The organism is Flagellimonas aequoris (assembly GCF_003584165.1).
In the GTDB taxonomy this organism is placed as follows: domain Bacteria; phylum Bacteroidota; class Bacteroidia; order Flavobacteriales; family Flavobacteriaceae; genus Flagellimonas; species Flagellimonas aequoris.
In genome coordinates this window covers 793,533-814,477 of record NZ_QXFJ01000030.1, presented here as the reverse complement: position 1 = coordinate 814,477, position 20,945 = coordinate 793,533, and the positions used below count along the sequence as shown (strand labels likewise).

9 protein-coding genes are annotated in these 20,945 nt (G+C 41.4%); 8 read left to right on the top strand and 1 reads right to left on the bottom strand.

The annotated features are described in order from the left end of the window. Positions 1-311 precede the first annotated feature (311 nt). From D2U88_RS17245 to D2U88_RS17210, 8 genes are all read left to right on the top strand, one after another. Entirely contained in the window at positions 312-4,817 is a 4,506-nt protein-coding gene (locus D2U88_RS17245) for a hypothetical protein (protein ID WP_119641750.1), read from the top strand. After that, positions 4,817-6,973 (top strand): fibronectin type III domain-containing protein, encoded by a 2,157-nt coding sequence (locus D2U88_RS17240; RefSeq protein WP_119641749.1) that lies wholly within the window; start codon positions 4,817-4,819, stop codon positions 6,971-6,973. The genes D2U88_RS17245 and D2U88_RS17240 overlap by 1 nt, the downstream gene beginning before the upstream one ends. 164 nt (positions 6,974-7,137) lie before the next feature. Then, a complete protein-coding gene (locus D2U88_RS17235; RefSeq protein ID WP_182859209.1) occupies positions 7,138-10,164 on the top strand; it encodes a T9SS type A sorting domain-containing protein in 3,027 nt (1,008 codons plus the stop codon). Between the two features lie 20 nt (positions 10,165-10,184). Further along, positions 10,185-11,516: a PKD domain-containing protein gene (locus tag D2U88_RS17230; RefSeq protein ID WP_182859208.1), complete on the top strand. Its 1,332-nt coding sequence runs from the start codon at positions 10,185-10,187 to the stop codon at positions 11,514-11,516. 104 nt (positions 11,517-11,620) lie between these two features. After that, the gene (locus tag D2U88_RS17225; RefSeq protein ID WP_187265375.1) at positions 11,621-14,635 is read left to right on the top strand and encodes a fibronectin type III domain-containing protein; all 3,015 of its coding nucleotides are present in this window, start codon (positions 11,621-11,623) and stop codon (positions 14,633-14,635) included. After that, entirely contained in the window at positions 14,632-15,273 is a 642-nt protein-coding gene (locus D2U88_RS17220) for a hypothetical protein (protein ID WP_119641745.1), read from the top strand. Before D2U88_RS17225 ends, D2U88_RS17220 begins: the two co-directional genes overlap by 4 nt. A 298-nt stretch (positions 15,274-15,571) precedes the next feature. Next, on the top strand, positions 15,572-17,443 hold the full coding sequence (locus tag D2U88_RS17215) for an outer membrane protein assembly factor BamB family protein (RefSeq protein ID WP_119641744.1): 1,872 nt from the start codon (positions 15,572-15,574) through the stop codon (positions 17,441-17,443). 221 nt (positions 17,444-17,664) lie between these two features. After that, the gene (locus D2U88_RS17210; protein WP_119641743.1) at positions 17,665-19,317 is read left to right on the top strand and encodes a hypothetical protein; all 1,653 of its coding nucleotides are present in this window, start codon (positions 17,665-17,667) and stop codon (positions 19,315-19,317) included. Positions 19,318-19,375: 58 nt separating this feature from the next. On the opposite strand, the gene D2U88_RS17205 is transcribed toward D2U88_RS17210, so the two are convergent. Beyond that, a complete protein-coding gene (locus tag D2U88_RS17205) occupies positions 19,376-20,932 on the bottom strand; it encodes a M28 family peptidase (protein ID WP_119641881.1) in 1,557 nt (518 codons plus the stop codon). Positions 20,933-20,945: the final 13 nt, after the last annotated feature.

The following is a 20,945-nucleotide window of genomic DNA, read 5'->3' as shown; positions in this document are numbered from 1 at the left end:
ACATCCATCAATTCTAGTCATGAAGCCTATTGATTTAGGCTATTTTCCCTCGCAACTAGTAAAGTTTTTTCTCTCACCAATAAAGATAAGGCAACCTATTCATGGCCAAAAATGTTGTAAAGTTCTGTTTCATATGTATTTACGTGTTAAAGTCAGTAGCAGCAATACATCCAGAGAAAAAGGACTCATTATTAGAAAAATCCCCTTTGTCTGGCAAGACATCGATAAGATATTTTAAAGGGTTAGATCTTGATCATGCAAAAGTGCCATCTTCTTTCCCTAGGCCGATAAGCGAGTTCAATGAAACATATATGGGTAAGAATTTTGCTTTGGATTCAGTCGTCAATGAACAAATTTCCACTGCAAAAACGGTATTTGAAAGATTGGAATCGACCCAAAATTATGTGGATCTTGTCAATTCCAAAGATATTGCTGTTTTGCCAATCGGTGTAAAAAAGGAAATAGGAAACATGACCTATACTTTGGCCATAAGCAAAGCCAAGATTTTCCCAGAGTATACAGAGGTAACTGCTTTTGTCCATATAGGTATACCCCAATCCGATGTAAATGGGACTTCCATAAATCTCTTTTTTGGTTCAGATAATATAAGGATTTCCCATCAAGGTGGAATTTATGGTGATGCCAATTTGATTTTATTGGGAGATATCCCTATTCCCATCAATGGGGGCAATGCTTTGGTAGCCCTCAAGGGAGGTTTCGATATGAAGACGGGAAACGTTGAAAAGTCAACTTATGTTACAATTGACTGTGGTGGATTTAAGGAACTCGGTATTTCGGCGGACATATTATTCTCACGAAATCTATTGGAACCCGTTGATGCCAATTACTCGGTTATTTCAAATGCCGATGTCAAAGTGCAGGGACATTTCCAAACCATTGTGAGCGATTGGAACGATATATTGGTGGAAGTGGACCTTCCACCCTTTCAACTTACAAAATTAGGGAACTCGGATGGTATTGGAAAAGCAGGATTGGTGTTTGAGGTCAAAGATGCTGTTTTCGATTTTAGTGATATCAGGAATTCTTCCAACATGTATTTTCCAGATGGATACCAACAATATTTGATTTCTGGAAATGAACAATTATGGCGTGGAGTGTACCTCAAGGAATTCAATGTGGTACTCCCAAAACAGTTCAAAAAAAGAGGCAGTGAGGAACGGATAAAATTTCGGGCCTCCCATCTATTGATGGATGGTATGGGTGTATCTGGGAAATTCTCGGTAGATCATATTTTACCGATCCAAGAAGGAGAAGCTTCAAAGTGGCAATTCTCAGTAGATCATATTGAAGCCAGTTTACTGACGAACAACTTAGTAAGTGCGGGATTTAATGGATTGATAGTGTTGCCTTTAACAAAAGAAGTGGCCGTAAATTCTCAAGATAACGAACAAAATGGCACAAAAGGAAAAGTACTTTCGTATGAAGCTATAATAGACCCGGTCAATGAAGAATATTTACTCTCAGCTACAGCTGATAGCGAGCTTTCGTTTGATGTTTTTAAGGCAAAAGCCACATTGACACCGAACTCCTATGTGGAATTAAGGGTATCCGAAAACAAGTTCAGACCAAAGGCAGTCCTCCATGGAAGCTTGGAAATAAAAGGGAACAATTCTGAATCGAAAGATGGTAATCCAATCATGGATTTTAAGGGAATTACGTTCCAGAACCTTCAATTGCAGACCGAGATCCCCTATTTTCAAGTGGACTATCTTGGATACAATGGCGAGGTCAAGTTTGCTGATTTCCCCGTGACTATATCCGAAATATGCATTACCACAAACAATTCGGAAGCCTCTTTAACCTTTGGAGTCAATGTCAATTTGATGGAAAGTGGTTTTTCGGGTAGTACAAAACTTTCTATTGTAGGTGGGTTCAACGAGAATGAAGCGTTACATCGCTGGCGATTTAAAGGTATTGACATTGGCAGAATAGCTATTGAAGCGGACTTGGGAAGCATACAAATGCATGGTATGCTGGACATTAAGAATAATGACCCTATCTATGGAAACGGATTTTATGGGGAGCTGGGAGCCACTTTCAATGGAATCAGTGTTGATGCTTCGGCATGGTTTGGAAAAAAAGAGTTTCGATATTGGTTCGTAGATGCCTATGCAGACCTTTCCAAATCACCTACGAAGGTCTACATAGGCCCGGCGCAAGTAAATGGATTTGGCGGAGGTGCCTACTACAAGATGTCCAAACAAACTGGAACCTATTCGGCCATGGCACCTTCAGGCCAATCTTATGTCCCTAGTGCTAGCACAGGGTTAGGTTTTAGGGCACTCATAGGATTTGCACTTGCCAACGAAAATGCATTTAACGGCAAGGTCGGTTTTGAAATGGATTTTAACAACCACCTTGGGTTAAACCGTGTGCTGTTCTTTGGAGAGGGACACATTGTAAAAGCCCTTGATTATAAGTTCGGGGATAAGTTCAAACAGAAGTTGGCTGGCATGGAGCAAAAAATAAACTCATACGGCGAGAACAACGCGACCATGCAACAGTTAAAGGAGACCAATCTGGTCGATTACGGTAAAGTAAGCTTTCCTCAAGACGGACTCACTTTTGATGTGGGTATTGATGCCAATTTTGCAATGGAGATGGATTTCAGGAACAAGACTTTTCATGCTGAATTAGAAATCTATGTCAATACACCCGGAGGTTTTTTTAAAGGAGTAGGACCTAAGGGAAGGGCTGGTTGGGCAGTGTTTCACTCTGGCCCAGGGGAATGGTATCTCCATGTGGGAACCCCTGAAGACCGCATTGGCCTACAGTTGGGACTGGGTAGTTTCAATATAAAAAGTACATCTTATCTCATGATCGGTGATCACTTGGCAGGGAGCCCGCCACCGCCCGCCATTGTTGCTGAAATATTGGGGGTGGATGTGGCCCAATTGGATTATATGCGGGACTTGAATGCCCTAGGGGAAGGTAGGGGGCTAGCTTTTGGTTCCGATTTCAGTGTGGATACTGGGGACATGACCTTTCTGATTTTTTATGCAAGATTTCAGGCAGGTCTTGGGTTTGATATCATGATGCGAGATTATGGGGAAACCGCTTGCAAAGGAAGTGGGCAGATCGGAATTGATGGGTGGTATGCCAATGGTCAGGCATATGCCTATTTACAGGGAGAACTTGGCATCAAGATTAAGTTATTGTTCGTTCACAAAAAGATTCCCATTATCAAAGCTGGGGCTGCGGTTCTTTTACAGGCGAAACTACCCAATCCAGCATGGTTCAGGGGTTATTTGGGAGGATATTTCAATCTTTTGGGAGGATTGGTCAAGGGCAGGTTTAGATTTAAGGTTGAATTGGGAGAGGAATGTGAGATTGTTGGTGGGTCTCCATTGGGAGGTTTGAAAGTGATATCCGAAGTCAATCCGCAGGAAGGAACCGATGGAGTGGATGTTTTTACCGTGCCACAAGCCGTCTTCAACATGAAGATTAATGCCCCTTTTGAGCTTGAGGATGACGAAGGCATTAAAACCTATCGCATCCTGTTGGATGAATTCAGGGTCACCAAGGATGGAAATACCATCCAAGGAAATTTTGAATGGAATGAAAACAACGATGCGGTAAACTTTATATCCCACGATATTTTGCCCCCGAACGCTTCCCTTCAAACCAAGGTTACGGTCAGTTTCCAAGAGTGGAGAAACAATGGTTGGGTTACCCTTTCTCAAGACGGAAAGCCTGCCAAGGAAAGTGAAGAACGTCATTTCACCACGGGAGATGCCCCGGACTATATTCCACTTACGAATATTGTGTATTGCTACCCCGTAATCGATCAAAAGTATTTTTATCAGAAAGAGAGAAAATCCGGATACATTAAATTAGAAAGGGGACAACCCTATCTTTTTGAACCAGAAACGGATTGGATCCAGTTTGCGAGGTTTACATCGGAAAGTGAAGAGTTTCGAGTGAACAATATTTTTTACGACCAAAATGATAAAATGGCCCATTTTGATTTTCCAACCTTGGGAAACCAAAAGACCTATTCCTTCCAAATACTTAGTCAATCCCCCGAACAGGCCAGCTCCGGAAGTGTTGGTGAAAATTATGTGGCCCAAGATATGGGAGATGAAGGTACCAGTATAGAGGTTCGTAATCGTAAGATGGAGACCACGGCCCAAAAGGAAGCAGAGACAGAAATACTTGTCTATGAGTTTACCACAAGTGCTTTTGATACTTTTTCAGAAAAACTAAGAGCCAAAAATGCGACCGATTATTATTTGGACCCCATCTATTCCAATGTGCATGCGCTCCAAGTGGATGTGGCCCCTTCGGAACGGTTTAGCAAGGAAGAATTGTTGGGAAGTACATATACCGGGGACAATCCTATGATCATGGCTCAAGCTATTTTGAATGATTCCTACTATCATCAGAAGATCGATCCCTTGATTTATGAAGCTTATCCGTTGGAACCAGCGTTTACGGTAAATAGGGATGTTTCTCTTTTGGGATTGCCGCCTAAAAAGGGTATTGAGGTTTTGAGTTGGTATTGCACATATCTGGAATCAAGCCCGTCCTATTCCCTTTTGGATATTAGGTTGCCCTATCGCTACAACCTTCCTTTTTACTATAAGCAAGACTTTTTGGATATCCAGTATAAAGTGGTGAATGCCTATTTGAACAATCCCTCTGCAAACGCCTACAAGATCCAGCAATACGATTACATCATCAATGGCATTTTCCCTGCTATACAAAAAGGGGATTATAAGGTCATGTTCCAATATATCCTGCCGGGTAATATTAAAGGAACCTCCGAAATTTTCAAATACAATAACCCTTATTGATGATGGTCAAAGCATTAAAAGACATCCTATTTGGCAAGAAACTTTTGAACAGGCACTTTGCTCCATTACATTCGGTAGCTTGTTTTTGGTTATTGGCGATAAGCCTTTTTTTAGTTTCAAAAAGCCATGCACAACAAGATTCCTTGGAATTGGAGACTCCTCAAATCGTAGTGATGGCCCGGCCGCAGCAGAATGGCTCCATCATGCTACGCTGGGCTGTCACCACGGCTCTGGCGTGGAGAAAACTCAATCAGGATGGTTATGAGGTGAAAAGATATACCGTAACGCAAAACCAGACCACGTTACCCCGGCCTATTGAAAAATCCTTAGGTTTTTTTAAACCCCAGCCATTGGAAGAGTGGATGCCCCAAATCGAAACAAATGACAACGCTGCCGTTTTGGCCCAATCCATTTATGGTGAAAGTTTTGATGTGGAGGGAATGAACGAGTTGTCCAGTATCATAAATCTGGCCCAAGAACAAGAACAACGGTTTACATGGGGACTGTATGCCGCAGACCAAGATTTTGAAGTCGCGCAAATGGCAGGGCTGGGCTATGTGGACAATGAAGTGTACGCCAATGAGAAATATGTGTACAAAGTTTCTCCAGCGGCTCCCGATAATGTGCTTTCGATTCAGGAAGGAGGAGTTTTTATAGGTCTTAAAGACTATGAGGAACTGCCCAAGCCATTGGATTTGGCCGTGGTCTTTATGGATGGGAAGACTCTTTTGAGCTGGAATTATGCCACACACCATCAACTCTACAACAGTTACTACGTGGAACGTTCGGAAGATGGCATCAACTTTAAAAGTTTGAATGATTTGCCATTGACCAGTCTCAACCACAGTGAACGGACGGATCCCCAGCGCATGTTTTATACGGATTCCATCACCAATGGAAAAACTTATCATTATCGTATTAAAGCAAAAACGCCGTTTGGGGAATTCAGCCCATTTTCAGAGGTGGTTTCAGGAAAAGGCGAGAAGCTACTGGAATACGTCCCCCACATTACCAACAAACATTATTTGGATGAACGAAGTGTGCTGTTGGAATGGGAATTTTTGGAAGAGGGCAACGGGCACATTACAGGTTTTGAACTCAATAAAAGTAACAGGGCAGATGGCACCTACAAAACAGTAGTGAAAAATATTCCCCCTGAGGCAAGAAAGGTGCAGTATGATGGCCTGGATCCCACAAATTATATGACCATAACGGCAATAGGTAAAAATGGGGGAAGCCGCACCTCATTTCCGGCTTTGGTTCAACCTGTGGATTCTGTCCCCCCAAATAAACCCAAAGGGTTTAAAGGCAGCATAGATAGTTTGGGAGTGGTAACGTTGAATTGGGACCCAAACACCGAAAAGGATATCCTTGGCTATCGCATTTTTAAGGGTAATAATAAAAACGAGGAGTATTCCCAAATAACGGTTTCTCCACATCAGGGGACTACCTATTATGATAGTGTCTCGGTAAAAAGCTTGAATAATAAGGTGTACTATCAGCTCATTGCGGTAGACCAACGGTTCAATATGTCCGAACCCTCTGAGATTTTGGAAATCAAAAAGCCGGATTTTGTAAGACCCAACCAGCCTGTATTCAAGTCATACCATATCAAAGAAGGCAAGGTACACCTCACATGGGCCAAGAGTTCAAGTGAAGATGTAGTACAGCATCAACTCTATAGGAAAGAAAAGGACAGTGTTGGTTGGAGGTTGGTTCATACCCTAGAGGAGAGCTCGGGGCCATCGATTGCAAGCTGGGCAGATAGTGAAGTTGAGGAAAACCGCCAATACAGTTATACCCTAATTGCTGTGGATGATAGTGGTTTGGAATCCGATCCTTCACCCCCTTTGACCGTGGTACTCCCCAAGGCCACTTTATACCCTCCATTGGAAGGGGTTTATGGACTTGCTGATAGGGAGCATAATGCCATAGAACTTCACTGGAAGTCATACAAACTCGAAAACGCATCCAAGATTGTCATTTATAAAGGTCTTAAAGCGGGTTCCATGAACCTCTTAAAAGAAATCCCTGCGGATGCAACAGGCATCATAGATCGTAAAGTAAAGGTCAACAATGAATATACCTACTTGTTCAGAATGGTGTTTCAAGATGGGGGAGTAAGTGGGATTTCAACTTTGGATGTAAAATATTAATGGTTATGAAAAAAATTACTCTACTTCTACTTTTTGGTTTAATAGTCCAAGTTGGATTTTCACAATCTACTCTTTATGTTTTTTCTAAAAAGCCAGAAAACATTACTCCGGCAAATTGGTGTCAAATAGGTGATTATGAATATAAATATACTATTTCCCATGATATGGGAGTTTTTTCTATTCCCGAAGACCAAGTATTGGTAAGCGTTGATTATCTAGAAGGGTATAATGATGACCCAGAGAATAATTGTAATGGGCCTTGTGGTCAATTTGGTTGGTATTGTGATGCGCCAAGTGATTTAAAAGAAAAAACATTACATCCCTTTGAAATCCTTCAAATTGAATATGATGGTCCTGATATATTGGAATGTGGCACGGTTAATTGCTTGCCATTAGATTATTTCTCAATCCTGTTGCCTAACCTAGATCCAGGAGATACGGATAGATGTCTCAATCAACCACTTTTTGAACAATATGAAGATGGACAGAACCACAATGTGATAAACCTAACTTGGCAATACATCAACAAAAACAATGAGTGGGTTGATATACCTCAATTTAGGCATAGGTATCCATTAAATGTCAGTGTAGAAGAAATTTTTGGGGAGAATTATAAAACTTTCTTCGAAGGAAACCTGCAACTCACTTATACTGTTACCGCACCATTCACAGATGTTGTTTTGGCATCGGATCAGTACTTTACATTCTCCATCATTGGTTGTTCCCCAGGGTTGGATGAAATCATTACACATAAAACTTCTTGTCCCGGAAAAAACGACGGCAATTTCACTATCAATTTGGATAGGAACCTTTATGAAAATGAAAAATTATATGTTTCTCTATATGATGATGCCAATGATGCCTTGGTAAAGCAAATAGGGAACATCGCATCATTAGTCGACAATCAAAATGAAACCTTTGGCTATGTTTGGCCTAAAAACTTAGCGCAGGGAACTTACTACATAAAATACCAAACACGATTCGATGATGAGCAGGAACCTGACAATGATTCATGGAATAGTTTAATTCCATCCGATGTTTTTAAAGTAGAAGATCCAGACCCCATAACCTTCTCCCTCCAAAAACTCAACGATGTGTATTGCTATGGTGGAAGTGATGGTCGTATCAAAATCACAGCCCAAGGGGGAAATGTAAACAACTATCAATATCGTATCAATGGGGGTGACTGGAAAAATTTTGCCCAACAAAATAGCCATACCCTTGTAGGATTGTCTCCCGGTGACTACGAAATTGAGGTGCAACATGCCAGTGGTTGTATGGGAATACCCAATGGTGAAACCCAAATGGTCATTACTGAACCCGATGACCCCGTTGAGGTAGAACTGACAGCATTTCAAACACCCACGGCCTATGGCTTTACCAATGGAAGTATTACAGTCTTGGTGACGGGCGGCACCAAAGGATACACGTTTGAGTGGAAAGATGGGAACAATACGATTATCAATACCACCACTGCGGTAGATGTCCAAGAAGGTTATCAAATTACAGTAGAAAATATTCCGGCAGGGATTTATACGGTTACCGTGAAAGATTCCAAGTATGGATTGGCCACTCAAACCGAAGGTTGTACCCAGCTACTTGTCCACGAGTTGGCCGAGCCCCCACCCTTGGCGTTGAATGTGGAACAGACCATGTTCGTTTCCTGTAATAGTGCCAATACCTTCAATAACCCATCCAACGATGGTCAACTGACCGCAACCACCTCTGGAGGGGTTCCATTTGATCCATTGATCGATGGGCTCTACGCATATAAGTTTATTTGGAAAAAGAAGGATGCACAGAACAACTGGCAAGTATTACCCAATGAACATGGAAATGTATTGAACAATGTAGAGGCAGGGGAATACGCCGTGAATATTGAGGACGCTAACGGAATTACCATCGGAACTTATGTGGAAAATGTGTTGGAACAGGCAGAAGACCTTATCGTTCCTGTGGCGGAGCCAGATTTGTTGCAAGTCCAGATCGAAAAAACCGATGTAAGCTGTTTCAATGGAAATGATGGTACGGCCATTGCCCTTATTTCGGGAGGGACTGCCCCTTATGAGGTTTTTTGGTCTATGGGAGCCTTTACCGAGAGTGTGGAAAACTTGATTGCGGGAACTTATATCGTGTATGTAATGGATGCCTTGGGTTGTGAGATCAGTGGGCAGGTAACGATTGAGCAAGCGGGTGGATTGGACATTCAAATAACGGAGCAGAAAAATCCAACCTGTTACAGTGGTGACGATGGTAGCATAGCCGTTGAAGTAACAGGAGGAACCGCCCCATATATGTATCTGTGGGACAATGAAGAGACAACCGTATCCATTTCCGCTCTTACAGAGGGTTTGTATGCCTTGTTGGTTACCGATGCAGGTGGTTGCAAGGCCTATGTTGAAGTTGCTCTTGAATCACCTTCCCCCATTTTGGTGGATTTGGGCAAGGACAGGACACTGTGCAAGGGTCAGTTTCACGACATGGATATTACCATTGATGATCCCAATGCTATATATGAATGGACTTCCACCAACGGATTCCACAGTACATCACCAAATATTTCCGTAGCCGATGAAGGAACTTATACTGCAAAAGTTACCACAGGCCAAGGATGTATCGGGACCGACACCATTGAAATCTTGCGCAACAATGTGGATATGGATGCCGAATTCCTTATCACCTCACAGGTCTTTGCAACAGAGGAAGTAGTATTGGTAAACACGAGCAATCCCTTGGGGACTTCGGAAGATTGGATGTTTCCGGAAAATGCCATCATAGTGGAGAAAAGCCCAGGATTTATAGTGGTTCGTTTTGATGATCCAGGGGTGTATGAAGTCACTCTTCGAAACCATCAATATGATTGTTATGAAGATTACACAAAGAGTATTGTGGTGGCAGAGGCCAGACAATTGCCGGATGTAGGGGATGCAATTTCCCCTTTCATCAAAGAATTTAAGGTGTTTCCAAATCCTTCCACCGGTTCATTTACCGTTGCATTGTCCTTACAGGAAGAATCATCGGTATCATTGCGCCTGTTCGGTTTTGGTACCAATCAATTATTTGATGACCGACAGCTACAAGGAAATTCTGATTACGAAATTTCCTATTCGATGAATTTGGCATCAGGGGTCTATCTGCTCGTTTTGGAAACGGCCAAGGAGAATCAATTTAGAAAGATAGTGGTACTGTGATGGGGCATAAGGTTCGGTTCATGGTCTATCTTCTGTTTTTTTGGTGCGTAAGCTGTGCCAAGGAGGAAGCAGTGCCCGTTCAGGTAGATTTTTATGTAAAAGTGGAAAACCAAGACTATTCGGTTCCAGTTCTTATCAAGATCATCAATCAAACCCAAGACGCAGATACATACCATTGGACTTTTGAAGGTGGTTCGCCATCCATCTCAACCGATAAGAATCCGGGAATTATCCAGTATTCCAACGCTGGAGACTATACAATTCGCTTGCAAGCATCCAATAAAGATGGTAGTGAAGGTTCCAAAGAAATCAAGGTGACCACCGATGCGGATATTATAGCAGGCTTTAAAGCAATTGTTGTGGATGACCATTTCCCTCCCGTAATGGTTAACATTTTAAATACCACCGAAGGCGCGAAAAGCTTTCAGTGGACTTTTGAAGGAGGGGAACCTTCCCTATCCTTTGATCGTGAGCCTGGCGTCGTTGTTTTTGAAGAACCCGGAGATTATCGGGTAAGGATGGAAGCCAGTAATGGAAGGGAATCAAAAATTGTGGAACAAACGGTAAGTGTAGCTTCACATCTTTTGGCAGATTTTGATTTTGAACCTGTGTTTGAGGATGATGATCTGCAAGTTCCCGTTACCCTGATGTTGAAAAATAATAGTATCAGTGCAACCGAATACGAATGGACATTTGAAGGTGGCAACCCAACAACAAATAATGGGGAAGATCCACAAGTGGTATTCAATAATCACGGAACCTATTCTATACAACTCAAGGCCAATAATGGGAAAGCATCACAGACCATTTCGAAGCAGGTGACCTTGTTCCCCAATACCAATCTTAGAATATTCAGTAATGTTAGGCTGGGTATCAACACAGCACATAACACTAACTCGAATGGGGCATTTTTTTCAACGAAAACAAGGATGGTCTATTCAAAAGATGACCTTCCCAATTTAGATGGAAGCTTGGTCGATATTGCCTTTTTCGGTCTGAATGCTGATTTTACGTTCAACAAGTTCATATCGCCCGATGAGGTACAGGAATACACATTCGACGCTATCCCCAATGCAAACCATACAAAATTCATCAACCTTCAGGAATCTTGTAATTGTTCGGCTGCTTTGACCATGGATCAATTCGATGCCATGGAAGATGATACCCTCCTACAATCTTTGAACATTGAGGAAACCTTGGAAGGAACCCAAGACTTCGATGATGCGATGGTTCCAAGGATCATCCTTTTCAAAACATCCGATGGTCGCAAGGGAGCCATCAAGATCAAGGAGTTTATCCAAGCCGGGCTTGATTCCTATATCCTGGTCGATATTAAAGTACAGAAACAATGAACAATGGACAATCATCAATAAGCAATAACCAAATGTTTGACAATTACATTATAGTCATTCTGAACAAAGTGAAGAATCTCCTGTGGTCTGAAACTGAATGTAGGATGTACCTATCGTCTTTAAACAAACTATTCATTGTTTGTTGTTTATTGTTCATTTCGGTGGCCACCGCCCAAGTCTACCCAGTGCAGGTAACACCCCAATTGGTACCACCATACAGTTTCAGGCTTTCCGATTATAAGACAGCAACCAATGAAAAAATGATATTGAACCTACTGCTCACCGATGTACAGGAATCGGGGAGACAGGTCAGGTTAAAAATGTACATGGAAGGGCAGGGGCTCCACATACAGACCTTGGATTTTGTGGCGGGTGCTTCTCCCATTCTGTTGGACGGGGGCATCAACCTTCGGTTGACCAATCTGGAGCTACAGCCCTATTTTGAACTTACCAATTTGGTGGGAATCTCACCGGCACAGTACGGACAGCCCTTGCCCGAAGGAAAATATGACATCTGTTTTGAGGTGTACGATATGCTTTCTGGAAAGCGAATATCCAAAAAGAGCTGTGCCACGATGTTTCTCCTCCTGAACGATCCTCCTTTTCTGAATGTTCCCGGTCGAGGGGATCTGGTCACGGCACAGAATCCCCAAAACATCGTGTTCAATTGGACCCCTAGACATTTCAACGCACCATCGGTTCAGTATGAGTTTACCCTAAAAGAGTTGTGGGACACGGGCATAGACCCCCAGGCAGCCTTCATGGCAAGTCCACCATTGTACCAGACCACTACCTTTGCCACCACATTGTTGTATGGGCCGGCAGATATACAACTTTTGGAGGGAAAGACCTATGCATGGCAAGTAAGGGCCTTTACAGGTGACGGGGGCACGAGTACTTCCCTTTTCAGGAACAATGGTCAAAGTGAGGTCTACCATTTTACCTATACAGCCAATTGTTCGGCTCCCATGTACGTCCTTTCCGAGGCCAAAAACTCTAGAACGGTAAGGATCACATGGCAGAACGGCACCCATCTCCGTTATCAACTGCAATATCGAAAAAAGGGTTATGGGGAGAAGGATTGGTTCGAGTTTTGGACGCAGAACAGTGAAGTGACCATTCAGAATCTGGAAGCAGGGCAGACCTACGAGTTTAGGGTGGGGGGCGAGTGTACGCCCCAAGCAGGTCTCGCATACTCGGCAGTGCATGAGTTCACTATGCCCACCGAGGAGGAAATGGCCTATTACAACTGCGGTATGCCCCCCGAGGTGGAGATCGACAACCAAGATCCACTACCAAACTTGGAGGCCAATGAAGTCTTCACTGCAGGGGATTTTCCCATTACGGTGAAATGGGTTGACGACCATGGTGGTGGAAGGTTCTCGGGGTGGGGTTTTATGACCGTTCCCTATCTAGCGGATACCAAGATACGGGTGGAGTTCAAGAACATCAAGATCAATACCGACCATCAAATGGTGGAAGGAATGGTAGAAACCAGTTATGATGCCAACTGGTCTGGAATTGTGTATGTGGACGAATTCATCCAGGACATAAGTCATTTACTGACAGAACTTTTCTCCCAAAAGGAAGAGCTTCTGGAACAACTCTCGGATGCTGATGGTTTTGAGGAACAACAGGGCATCATCTCGCAAATTAATAACCTAGAGGTAACGATAGGTCAACAAATAGACCAAATTCCAAATAAGGAAAATCTACCACAAGAATTGCAGGATGAACTGGAAAGTTTAAAACAGGAGGGCAGCATCGTTTCCAGTTCTGAATTGACCCCACAGGAAATCGAGACTTTATCCAATGCAGATACCAAACGAAGGGAACGGATAAAGGAAATTGCCGCAATTGCAGAGGACGGGCTAAGGAATAAAGATTTTAAAATCGATTATTGCGATAGTATCGTAAAGTTTGACAAGCATAATGAAATTATCAAAGAATGCAACAAATTAAAATTGAGATACAAAAAAGAGGATTCTACAGCTACAAAAACAGTACAGATGAAATTAAGGGTTATTCCAAATGATGAAGCCAAAGACCTATTTTTTCCAAGTAAGGATAGTTGGAAGAGCGTGAAATATAATGAAGATTGGGAAGTGGATTTTGATTCAATCCCTTCGGGGGAGTATTTGGCAGAACTTAAGGTGAATGATACCATTTATAAACATGAGTTTAGAATGCAAAAAGAATGCACCAGTGGTTATTGTTGTGAGGTTTGTGGAAGGGATTTGACAGTAACATTGGCTAAATTAAAAAAGATATTTGAAGATTCTGAAAGTGAATATCTGACAACAAACACCGCAACTATTTTTACAAAAGCCTTAAAAGATGGTGGCTTTACAACCTGCAAACAGCACGCTCATTTCTTTTCTCAAATCATCTTAGAGTGTAATAATTTTAAGGACTTTGAGGAAGGGTATTGGTTCAAACTATTAAATATTTACGATACCTTTGGAAGACAAACGGGGAATGATACTCAAGAAACCATATATTCCCAATCTTTTTGGGATGATGAAAAGTATATCAATTATATAAGCTCAAATAAATGCCCCCACAGATATATTAAAAAACCGGAAGATACCACTTCAACAAAGTATAAAACATCTACTGATAAAATCACCAAATCTAGGGGTTCACTATCCATATCATTTCCAAAATCATTTTCAAAGAGCAAAGATTCAACGGCTGTCTATAACCTGAAAAGAATTAATTCCGAAGCGAACGGAGAAAACCTTTTTAACCTTGTTTATAAAAATAAAAACGGTAACAACAAAGATGGGGATGGATGGAAATACAAAGGTCGTGGCATTATACAACTAACAGGTCGCGAGAATTATAGAAACGCATCAACCAAAGCAAACGCAACTTATGGAACTATTTTTGATTGGGAAACAAATCCCGAGCAATTAGCTACCGATACCGAATCTATTATCTATTCTGCTACCTCTTGGTTCTTAAACAATTTTAAACCCATTTCCACTTTGGATAATATGATTTCATATCAGGTAACCAAAAAAGTCAACACTGCAAGTGATAAGAAAGAACAGAGAAAACAAAATTATGACAGACTTATCTCAGATATTAAACTATATAAATGTGATAAAAAATGAAAAAAATGATTTTAATGTTGATAATATTTTTTTGTTGTTCTTGCAATGCTCAGCAGAAGAAAGCTGTCAAAGAATGTTATAAAACATCCTGGGCCAAATGGATTGAAAATGAATTACCTGAATCAATCTGTGTCTCAAAAAACGAAATGATATATCATTTATTTGATGAATTTGATTTTAATAATGATGGATTAATTGATGTTGCCATTAAACTAGGAAATAAAGATAGAAAAAATGGTGACTTAAGAAAGTTATGCATCTACCAAAAAGTCAATGATAGTACGTTTACCAAGTTTAGAGAATTTGATAATATATACCCGTTATGGTTTGAGGATTACCATCCAGATGTTAAGGTTAATGACCCAAAACTTGATAGTATCAAAGAGTATTATGAAATGGGAGACCCTTTGAAAGATATTGATTTAGTAGATAACAAAATTATGCTGGTATTAAAGGAAGATGCTGTAACAGAATGCTTAATAACTTTTACTTATTCCAATGAAAAAAAAGATTGGCTCTTAACAACTTATGTTGAATATAATTTTCATAATAACACTAAGAACCCATATCCCACAGATAAGATAGGAACCTCAATCTCTGAGTTTTCGTATATAAAATATCTAAATGGGGAATACTAGATTATGAGAATATATATTATTGTAATTGTACTGTTGCTATCCTTGGTTTCATGCGCTCAAATTAATGGCAAGAACTACAACCAAAAACAAACGTTTGACAGAAAGATTACCGTTCCCATGCTAGCGCGAGCATCATGCTCGTGCCTAATATGATTAAAATAAATAAACTTGAATATGACATAATCCAAAGACCATATAGCGCAGCATAACCCCAAGTCAAGTCTTTGCCCAACAATGGAAACGAGGTTTTCTAACAACAAATGGACAAGGATAAAATTTAATCAATTAAAACATACTTATGCTACGTAAAAGTTATTTGATTGCACTGACATTTTGGTGCATTTGCAACATGCAGGCCCAAGAAAAAATTTGGGAGGTCAATTTAAAAGAATCCCTGTATAAAGTGGGTTGGATAGAACAATCCAATGATGGTCTGATCCTCGCTGCGGGAGCCAAGGGTTTTATGGCCTTAAACAACAATACAGGAAAAGTGGTCTGGCAAAATGAAGATCTTAAATCGGTAGATCGGAATTCTTTTCTGAACATCCCCCAATTGCCCATGTTCTATATCGAGTACAGTTCTTTATTGGGCAAGAGTAGGGGATTACTCATGAACTCCAGCAATGGCGACATCCTGTTCGATACGCAAGAGGAAGAGTACAGGATAAAAAACTTTTTGGTCATTCCAGAACAGGCCATGATCCTCTTTGAAATGATCAAGGACAAGACTAGGTATCTTATGAAATTTAGTTTGGAAACTTGGGAAAAGGAATGGATTGCCCCGGTAGGTGAAAACAAACTGGGTCTGTTGAAGAAAGTGCTCGGAAACCCCTCGTTCATAGACCATGAGCCCCAATTTGACCGACAGGGAAACATGATCATAGGCATAGGGGATGATATATATGTCTTGAACCCAAAGGATGGTAGCTTGGTATGGAACTATGAAGCCAAAAACAAGATCAAGGCATTGGTATATTCCCCAATCAACAACAACCTGTATCTGGGCGTCAAAAAATCCAACAGATTGGTCATATTCGACCCGGCAACAGGTGAGGATATTACACCAGGAAAATTGAAACTAAGAGGATACATGATCGACCTCGTAAAAGATGATGATTCGGACAATCTGATACTGTTGGAATCCGAAGGATTTAATCTCATAGATCCCAAAACCAACAACTTGCTTTGGAAGAAAAGCTTTAAAATAGATCCTTTAACAGAGGTTATTCCTAAAGGAAATGACTTTTATGCGATCGGCGCTGGTGAAAAACTGGGCTTAATGGCCAAAGTGGATGCAGAAGGCAAAAAAGTATGGGATGCCAAGATTAGGGGGTATGCATACTACAACAGCTTAACGGAAAAAGGGGTCATGTACATTTCCACGGAACGTGCAAACATTATAGACTACACTACTGGAAAGGATATATGGAAAAAGGATGTAAAGTTTCGTTCCATTCCTGCGGTCACCTATGATTGGCAAGAGGACAAGGTCATCATTTTTGAAGATGGCAAAGGCTATAAATTTGATTTGAGGACAGGGGACATTGATTTGTTTGCGGAAAATGTTGAACTGGAAAATGTTACCAAAAAAACACCTTTGGAAGCCGAGTATATTGAGAACACGGGCTATTTTTTATTCTCGGATCAACATGTGTCCCTACTGTCGAACAAAGGAAAATTGGTGTATACCGATTATTATAAGGAGCCCTCTTCAAACAATACGCTGTTTGCCCTTGGAAATTTAGCAGGTAATGCGCTTGGGGTGGATTTGGATATTGAGGGATCCATTGAGAATATCAACATGTTGACAGATTTGTCCAACGGAGTATACCGCCAGACTTTGGATCAAAATGGGGCAAGAGATGAAACATCCACAACATTCGGGCTTTATGTAGGTAGTGGCCAGGGCAATATGCAAACGGTTTTAGAAACCACACGCACCCGTTATTTTAATTCGAAACAAACCAACGACCACCAATTTATTGTTGCCAAGAACAGGAATGAATCCGCACCGACCGATCATGCCATCTATATGGTCAATAAGGCAACGGGGAAGATTGAAAAGGAAATCGGCCTTTTGGACAAGACGCCGAATTATCTTGTGGATGATATAGATAACAGGGTATTCATCAACGAAAATAATGAACTGTTGTCCTGTTATGGGTTTTAGAGGTTCATTACAGGCATAGGATTATTTTTTATTGGGACGGGCGAATGCCCGTCCCAATTGGCAAAAGACCAAATTCCTGTTAATCTGCTAAGTCGAATGATTCTTCACCTATTTGAAACAGAATAGCCCAATTCTTACTTAAAACTATAATCTATATAATGGTTTACCCCAAAGGAATTATACCTTGGTTTGTTTATTTTTTACTCTTTTCCATCCCATTAATGGCCCAAACAGTGGACTTGGAAACCTTGGGAAAGGGAAAGGCCTTTAAACTAGGAGGGGGAGTATCTGCCAACACCGTTTTTTATGATTCTGATCAAGAAATCGGGCGGCAACCGTTCACCTATTTTTTACAAGGTAATCTTAATATCATGTTCTATCAGTTCAGTATGCCTGTGAGTTATAGTTACTCCAACCAAGGGGAACAACTCAATTATAATCTACCCTTTAATTTCAATAGATTGAGCTTGCATCCCAAATACAAATGGATTCAGGGGCATATTGGGGATGGTTCCATGGGATTTTCCCCATATACCCTTAATGGGCATCAATTTACCGGAGGCGGTTTGGAACTGACACCCAATGGCCCATGGAAGGTAAGTACCATGGTAGGGCGACTGCTCAAGGCCACTGAAGAAGATGGTGAAGAGCGAACCATTCCTGCTTTCCGGCGCATGGGCTATGGATTGAAAGTGGGCTATGAAAAGGAGCGATATATTTTGGGCATGACAGGTTTTTATGCCAAGGATGAAATCAATTCCATTTTGGCCGTGCCCGACGATAAAGGTATCACCCCAAAAGAGAATATGGTACTGAGCTTTGAAGGTTGCTATAAAATCTTGGAAAATCTAAAGGTGGGCGCGGAATATGCTTCCACAGGAATCACGCAAGATCTACGTGCGGACGTATTGGATAATGGGAGGGGTAATATCACAGGTTTGTTTCTTAAGAATAGGGCATCGACCGAGTATTTCACCGCTATTAGGACAGGGTTGGATTATATATTTAATAAATCTAGCATTGGTTTGGCCTATGAACGGATAGATCCAGGTTACGAAACCTTGGGGGCCTATTACTTCAATAGTGATTTTGAGAATATTACCCTAAACAGTAGTACGATCTTGTTCAACAATAAAGTACACTTATCCTTCAACATAGGGTATCAGAGGGATGATTTGGAAAAACAAAAACAACAGGCGATCAAACGTACGGTGGGAGCTGTCAACATAGCCTACAATGCATCGGAAAGACTTGTGCTTTCAGGCTCGTATTCCAATTTCAGTACCTTTACCAATGCCAAAGTGAACCAATTTGACGTAATCAATGATGATGATCTATTGGATAATCCTGATGAACAATTGGACTATAAGCAACTTTCGCAGAATGCCAATATCAACATCAATTACATACTTTCCCAAAAGCAACGTTTACAGCAGAATTTGAACATCAACTATGCCTTGGCCGATGTGTCCAACGCCAAAGACGGGGTAGTACATATTGGGAATGCCTCCACTTTCCACAATGGAAATGTTTCGTATACTTTGGGATTTCCAGAAAAAGGAATGAACATTACAGCAGCTTTGAATGGAACCCTAAATACCATAGGTATGGAAGACTCAACCACCTGGGGGCCGACCTTGAACATTAACCACAAATTTTTTGAGAATACCTTGATCACCAATTTTGGGATTTCCCATAACACTAACAATTCGACTAACTCAAGTACCAAAATCACTAACCTAAGGGCCAATGCCTCGTATGAATGGAAAAAGAAACATAATTTCAATTTAAATCTGATTCAATTGTTAAGAAACCTATCTACAGGAGATTCCCATGAACTGACCATAACCTTTGGGCATAGCTATAGCTTTTGAGGTAAAATAAAAAAAGCCCTTATAAAATAAGGGCTTACTATTTTGTAATCGCTAAGATTTATTTAGATGCCTTGTCCACCACCAAACGATGGTCCAGGTTTGCAATTTCCCATGCCGTGTAAAAAATCAAACGGGCACGGTTTTCCATCAAATCATAATTGATTTTATCCGGTGTATCGCTAGGACGGTGGTAATCCGCGTGGGTACCGTTGAAATAGAAGATGATCGGGATGTTGTTCTTTGCAAAATTGTAATGGTCGCTCCTATAATAAAACCTATTGGGGTCGTTCTCGTCATTATAGGTGTAATCGAACTCAATGTTCGTGTACTTTTTGTTGATGGCCTCCGAAAGGTTGTGCAGCTCGGTGCTCAACTTGTCCGACCCGATCAAATAGAGGTAGTTTCTTGCGCCTTTGTAATTGGGGTCGATCCTTCCGATCATATCGATGTTCAGGTCCACTACGGTTTCGGATAACGGAACAATGGGATCAATATCGGTATAGTATCTGGAACCCAAAAGACCTTTTTCTTCCCCGGTCACATGTAAGAAAACAACGGAACGTTTTGGACCTTCCCCGGCATCGGCCGCTTTTTTGAAAGCTTGTGCAATTTCCAATAAGGAAACCGTACCCGAACCATCATCATCAGCGCCATTGTTGATTTCCCCATTTCCAGTGATACCAATATGGTCCAAGTGGGAAGAAATGATCACATACTCATCAGGTTTTTCGGTACCTTTAATAATGGCAGCCACGTTCTCAGAACTCAGCTTTTCATTGCCGCTGGTCACACTAAGGTTTAGGGTTACAGGAACAGAACTGGCCTTTGTGGCATCGGCTATATCACTTTTGATGGCCTTGGCTGCCTTTTCATCCAAAACGAACAACATATTATCATTGTGGTCCGCGGCCAACTCCATACGACCGCTGTCGTTGTTCTTCATATAATTGAAATAGCCTTTGTACCGGGCAAAATTCTGCTCATCCATGTACAAAACTCCTTTGGCGCCTTTTTCAACAGCAAGCTCGGATTTTTTACCCATCCCTTCAGACATGTTCCCCCAAGCAGATTTTTCAGAGGTTCCGGAAATCAAATAGGTTCCATCTGCGTTCATGGGTTCCCCAGCTTTGATGAGCACCAATTTTCCACTTACATCCACTCCGTTGTAATCGGAATAATCACCTTCCTCAACACCGTAGCCCACATAGATTACATTGTTGTAGGTCCCCTGTGCAGAAGAGAATGTAATTACATCTTCTCCCAAGGGAAAGTTAGTACCATTAATGGTAATATTTCCTTCAGGAACTTTGGAAACTTCCAAGGGAACTTCTTGAAAGTAGTCACCGTTTCCTTGGGCAGCGGCTATGCTATGCGATTTATAGAAAGCCTTGAGATATTCTACTGCTTTTTTCTGACCAGGCTTACCTGTTTCCCTTCCTTCGAACTCATCAGAGGCATAGGTGTAAAGGTGTTCTTTGAGATCATCTTGGGTTATGGTCTCCGCAAAGGGTACCGGGTCTCCTGCCGTTTTGGTCTTGGGCGCATCCGATGTCGTTTTTTGGGTCGAATTGCACGCCATCACAAAACCTAGGGCAAGTAGGGATAATTTTTTCATGTGTGGTTTGTTT

Bases quoted from the DNA above. Each gene is read 5' to 3' on its own strand.
- D2U88_RS17245 (WP_119641750.1), top strand. From the start codon at position 312: ATGGGTAAGAATTTTGCTTTGGATTCAGTCGTCAATGAACAAATTTCC.
- D2U88_RS17240 (WP_119641749.1), top strand. From the start codon at position 4,817: ATGATGGTCAAAGCATTAAAAGACATCCTATTTGGCAAGAAACTTTTG.
- D2U88_RS17235 (WP_182859209.1), top strand. From the start codon at position 7,138: ATGGGAGTTTTTTCTATTCCCGAAGACCAAGTATTGGTAAGCGTTGAT.
- D2U88_RS17230 (WP_182859208.1), top strand. From the start codon at position 10,185: ATGGTCTATCTTCTGTTTTTTTGGTGCGTAAGCTGTGCCAAGGAGGAA.
- D2U88_RS17225 (WP_187265375.1), top strand. From the start codon at position 11,621: ATGTACCTATCGTCTTTAAACAAACTATTCATTGTTTGTTGTTTATTG.
- D2U88_RS17220 (WP_119641745.1), top strand. From the start codon at position 14,632: ATGAAAAAAATGATTTTAATGTTGATAATATTTTTTTGTTGTTCTTGC.
- D2U88_RS17215 (WP_119641744.1), top strand. From the start codon at position 15,572: ATGCTACGTAAAAGTTATTTGATTGCACTGACATTTTGGTGCATTTGC.
- D2U88_RS17210 (WP_119641743.1), top strand. From the start codon at position 17,665: ATGGCCCAAACAGTGGACTTGGAAACCTTGGGAAAGGGAAAGGCCTTT.
- D2U88_RS17205 (WP_119641881.1), bottom strand. From the start codon at position 20,932: ATGAAAAAATTATCCCTACTTGCCCTAGGTTTTGTGATGGCGTGCAAT.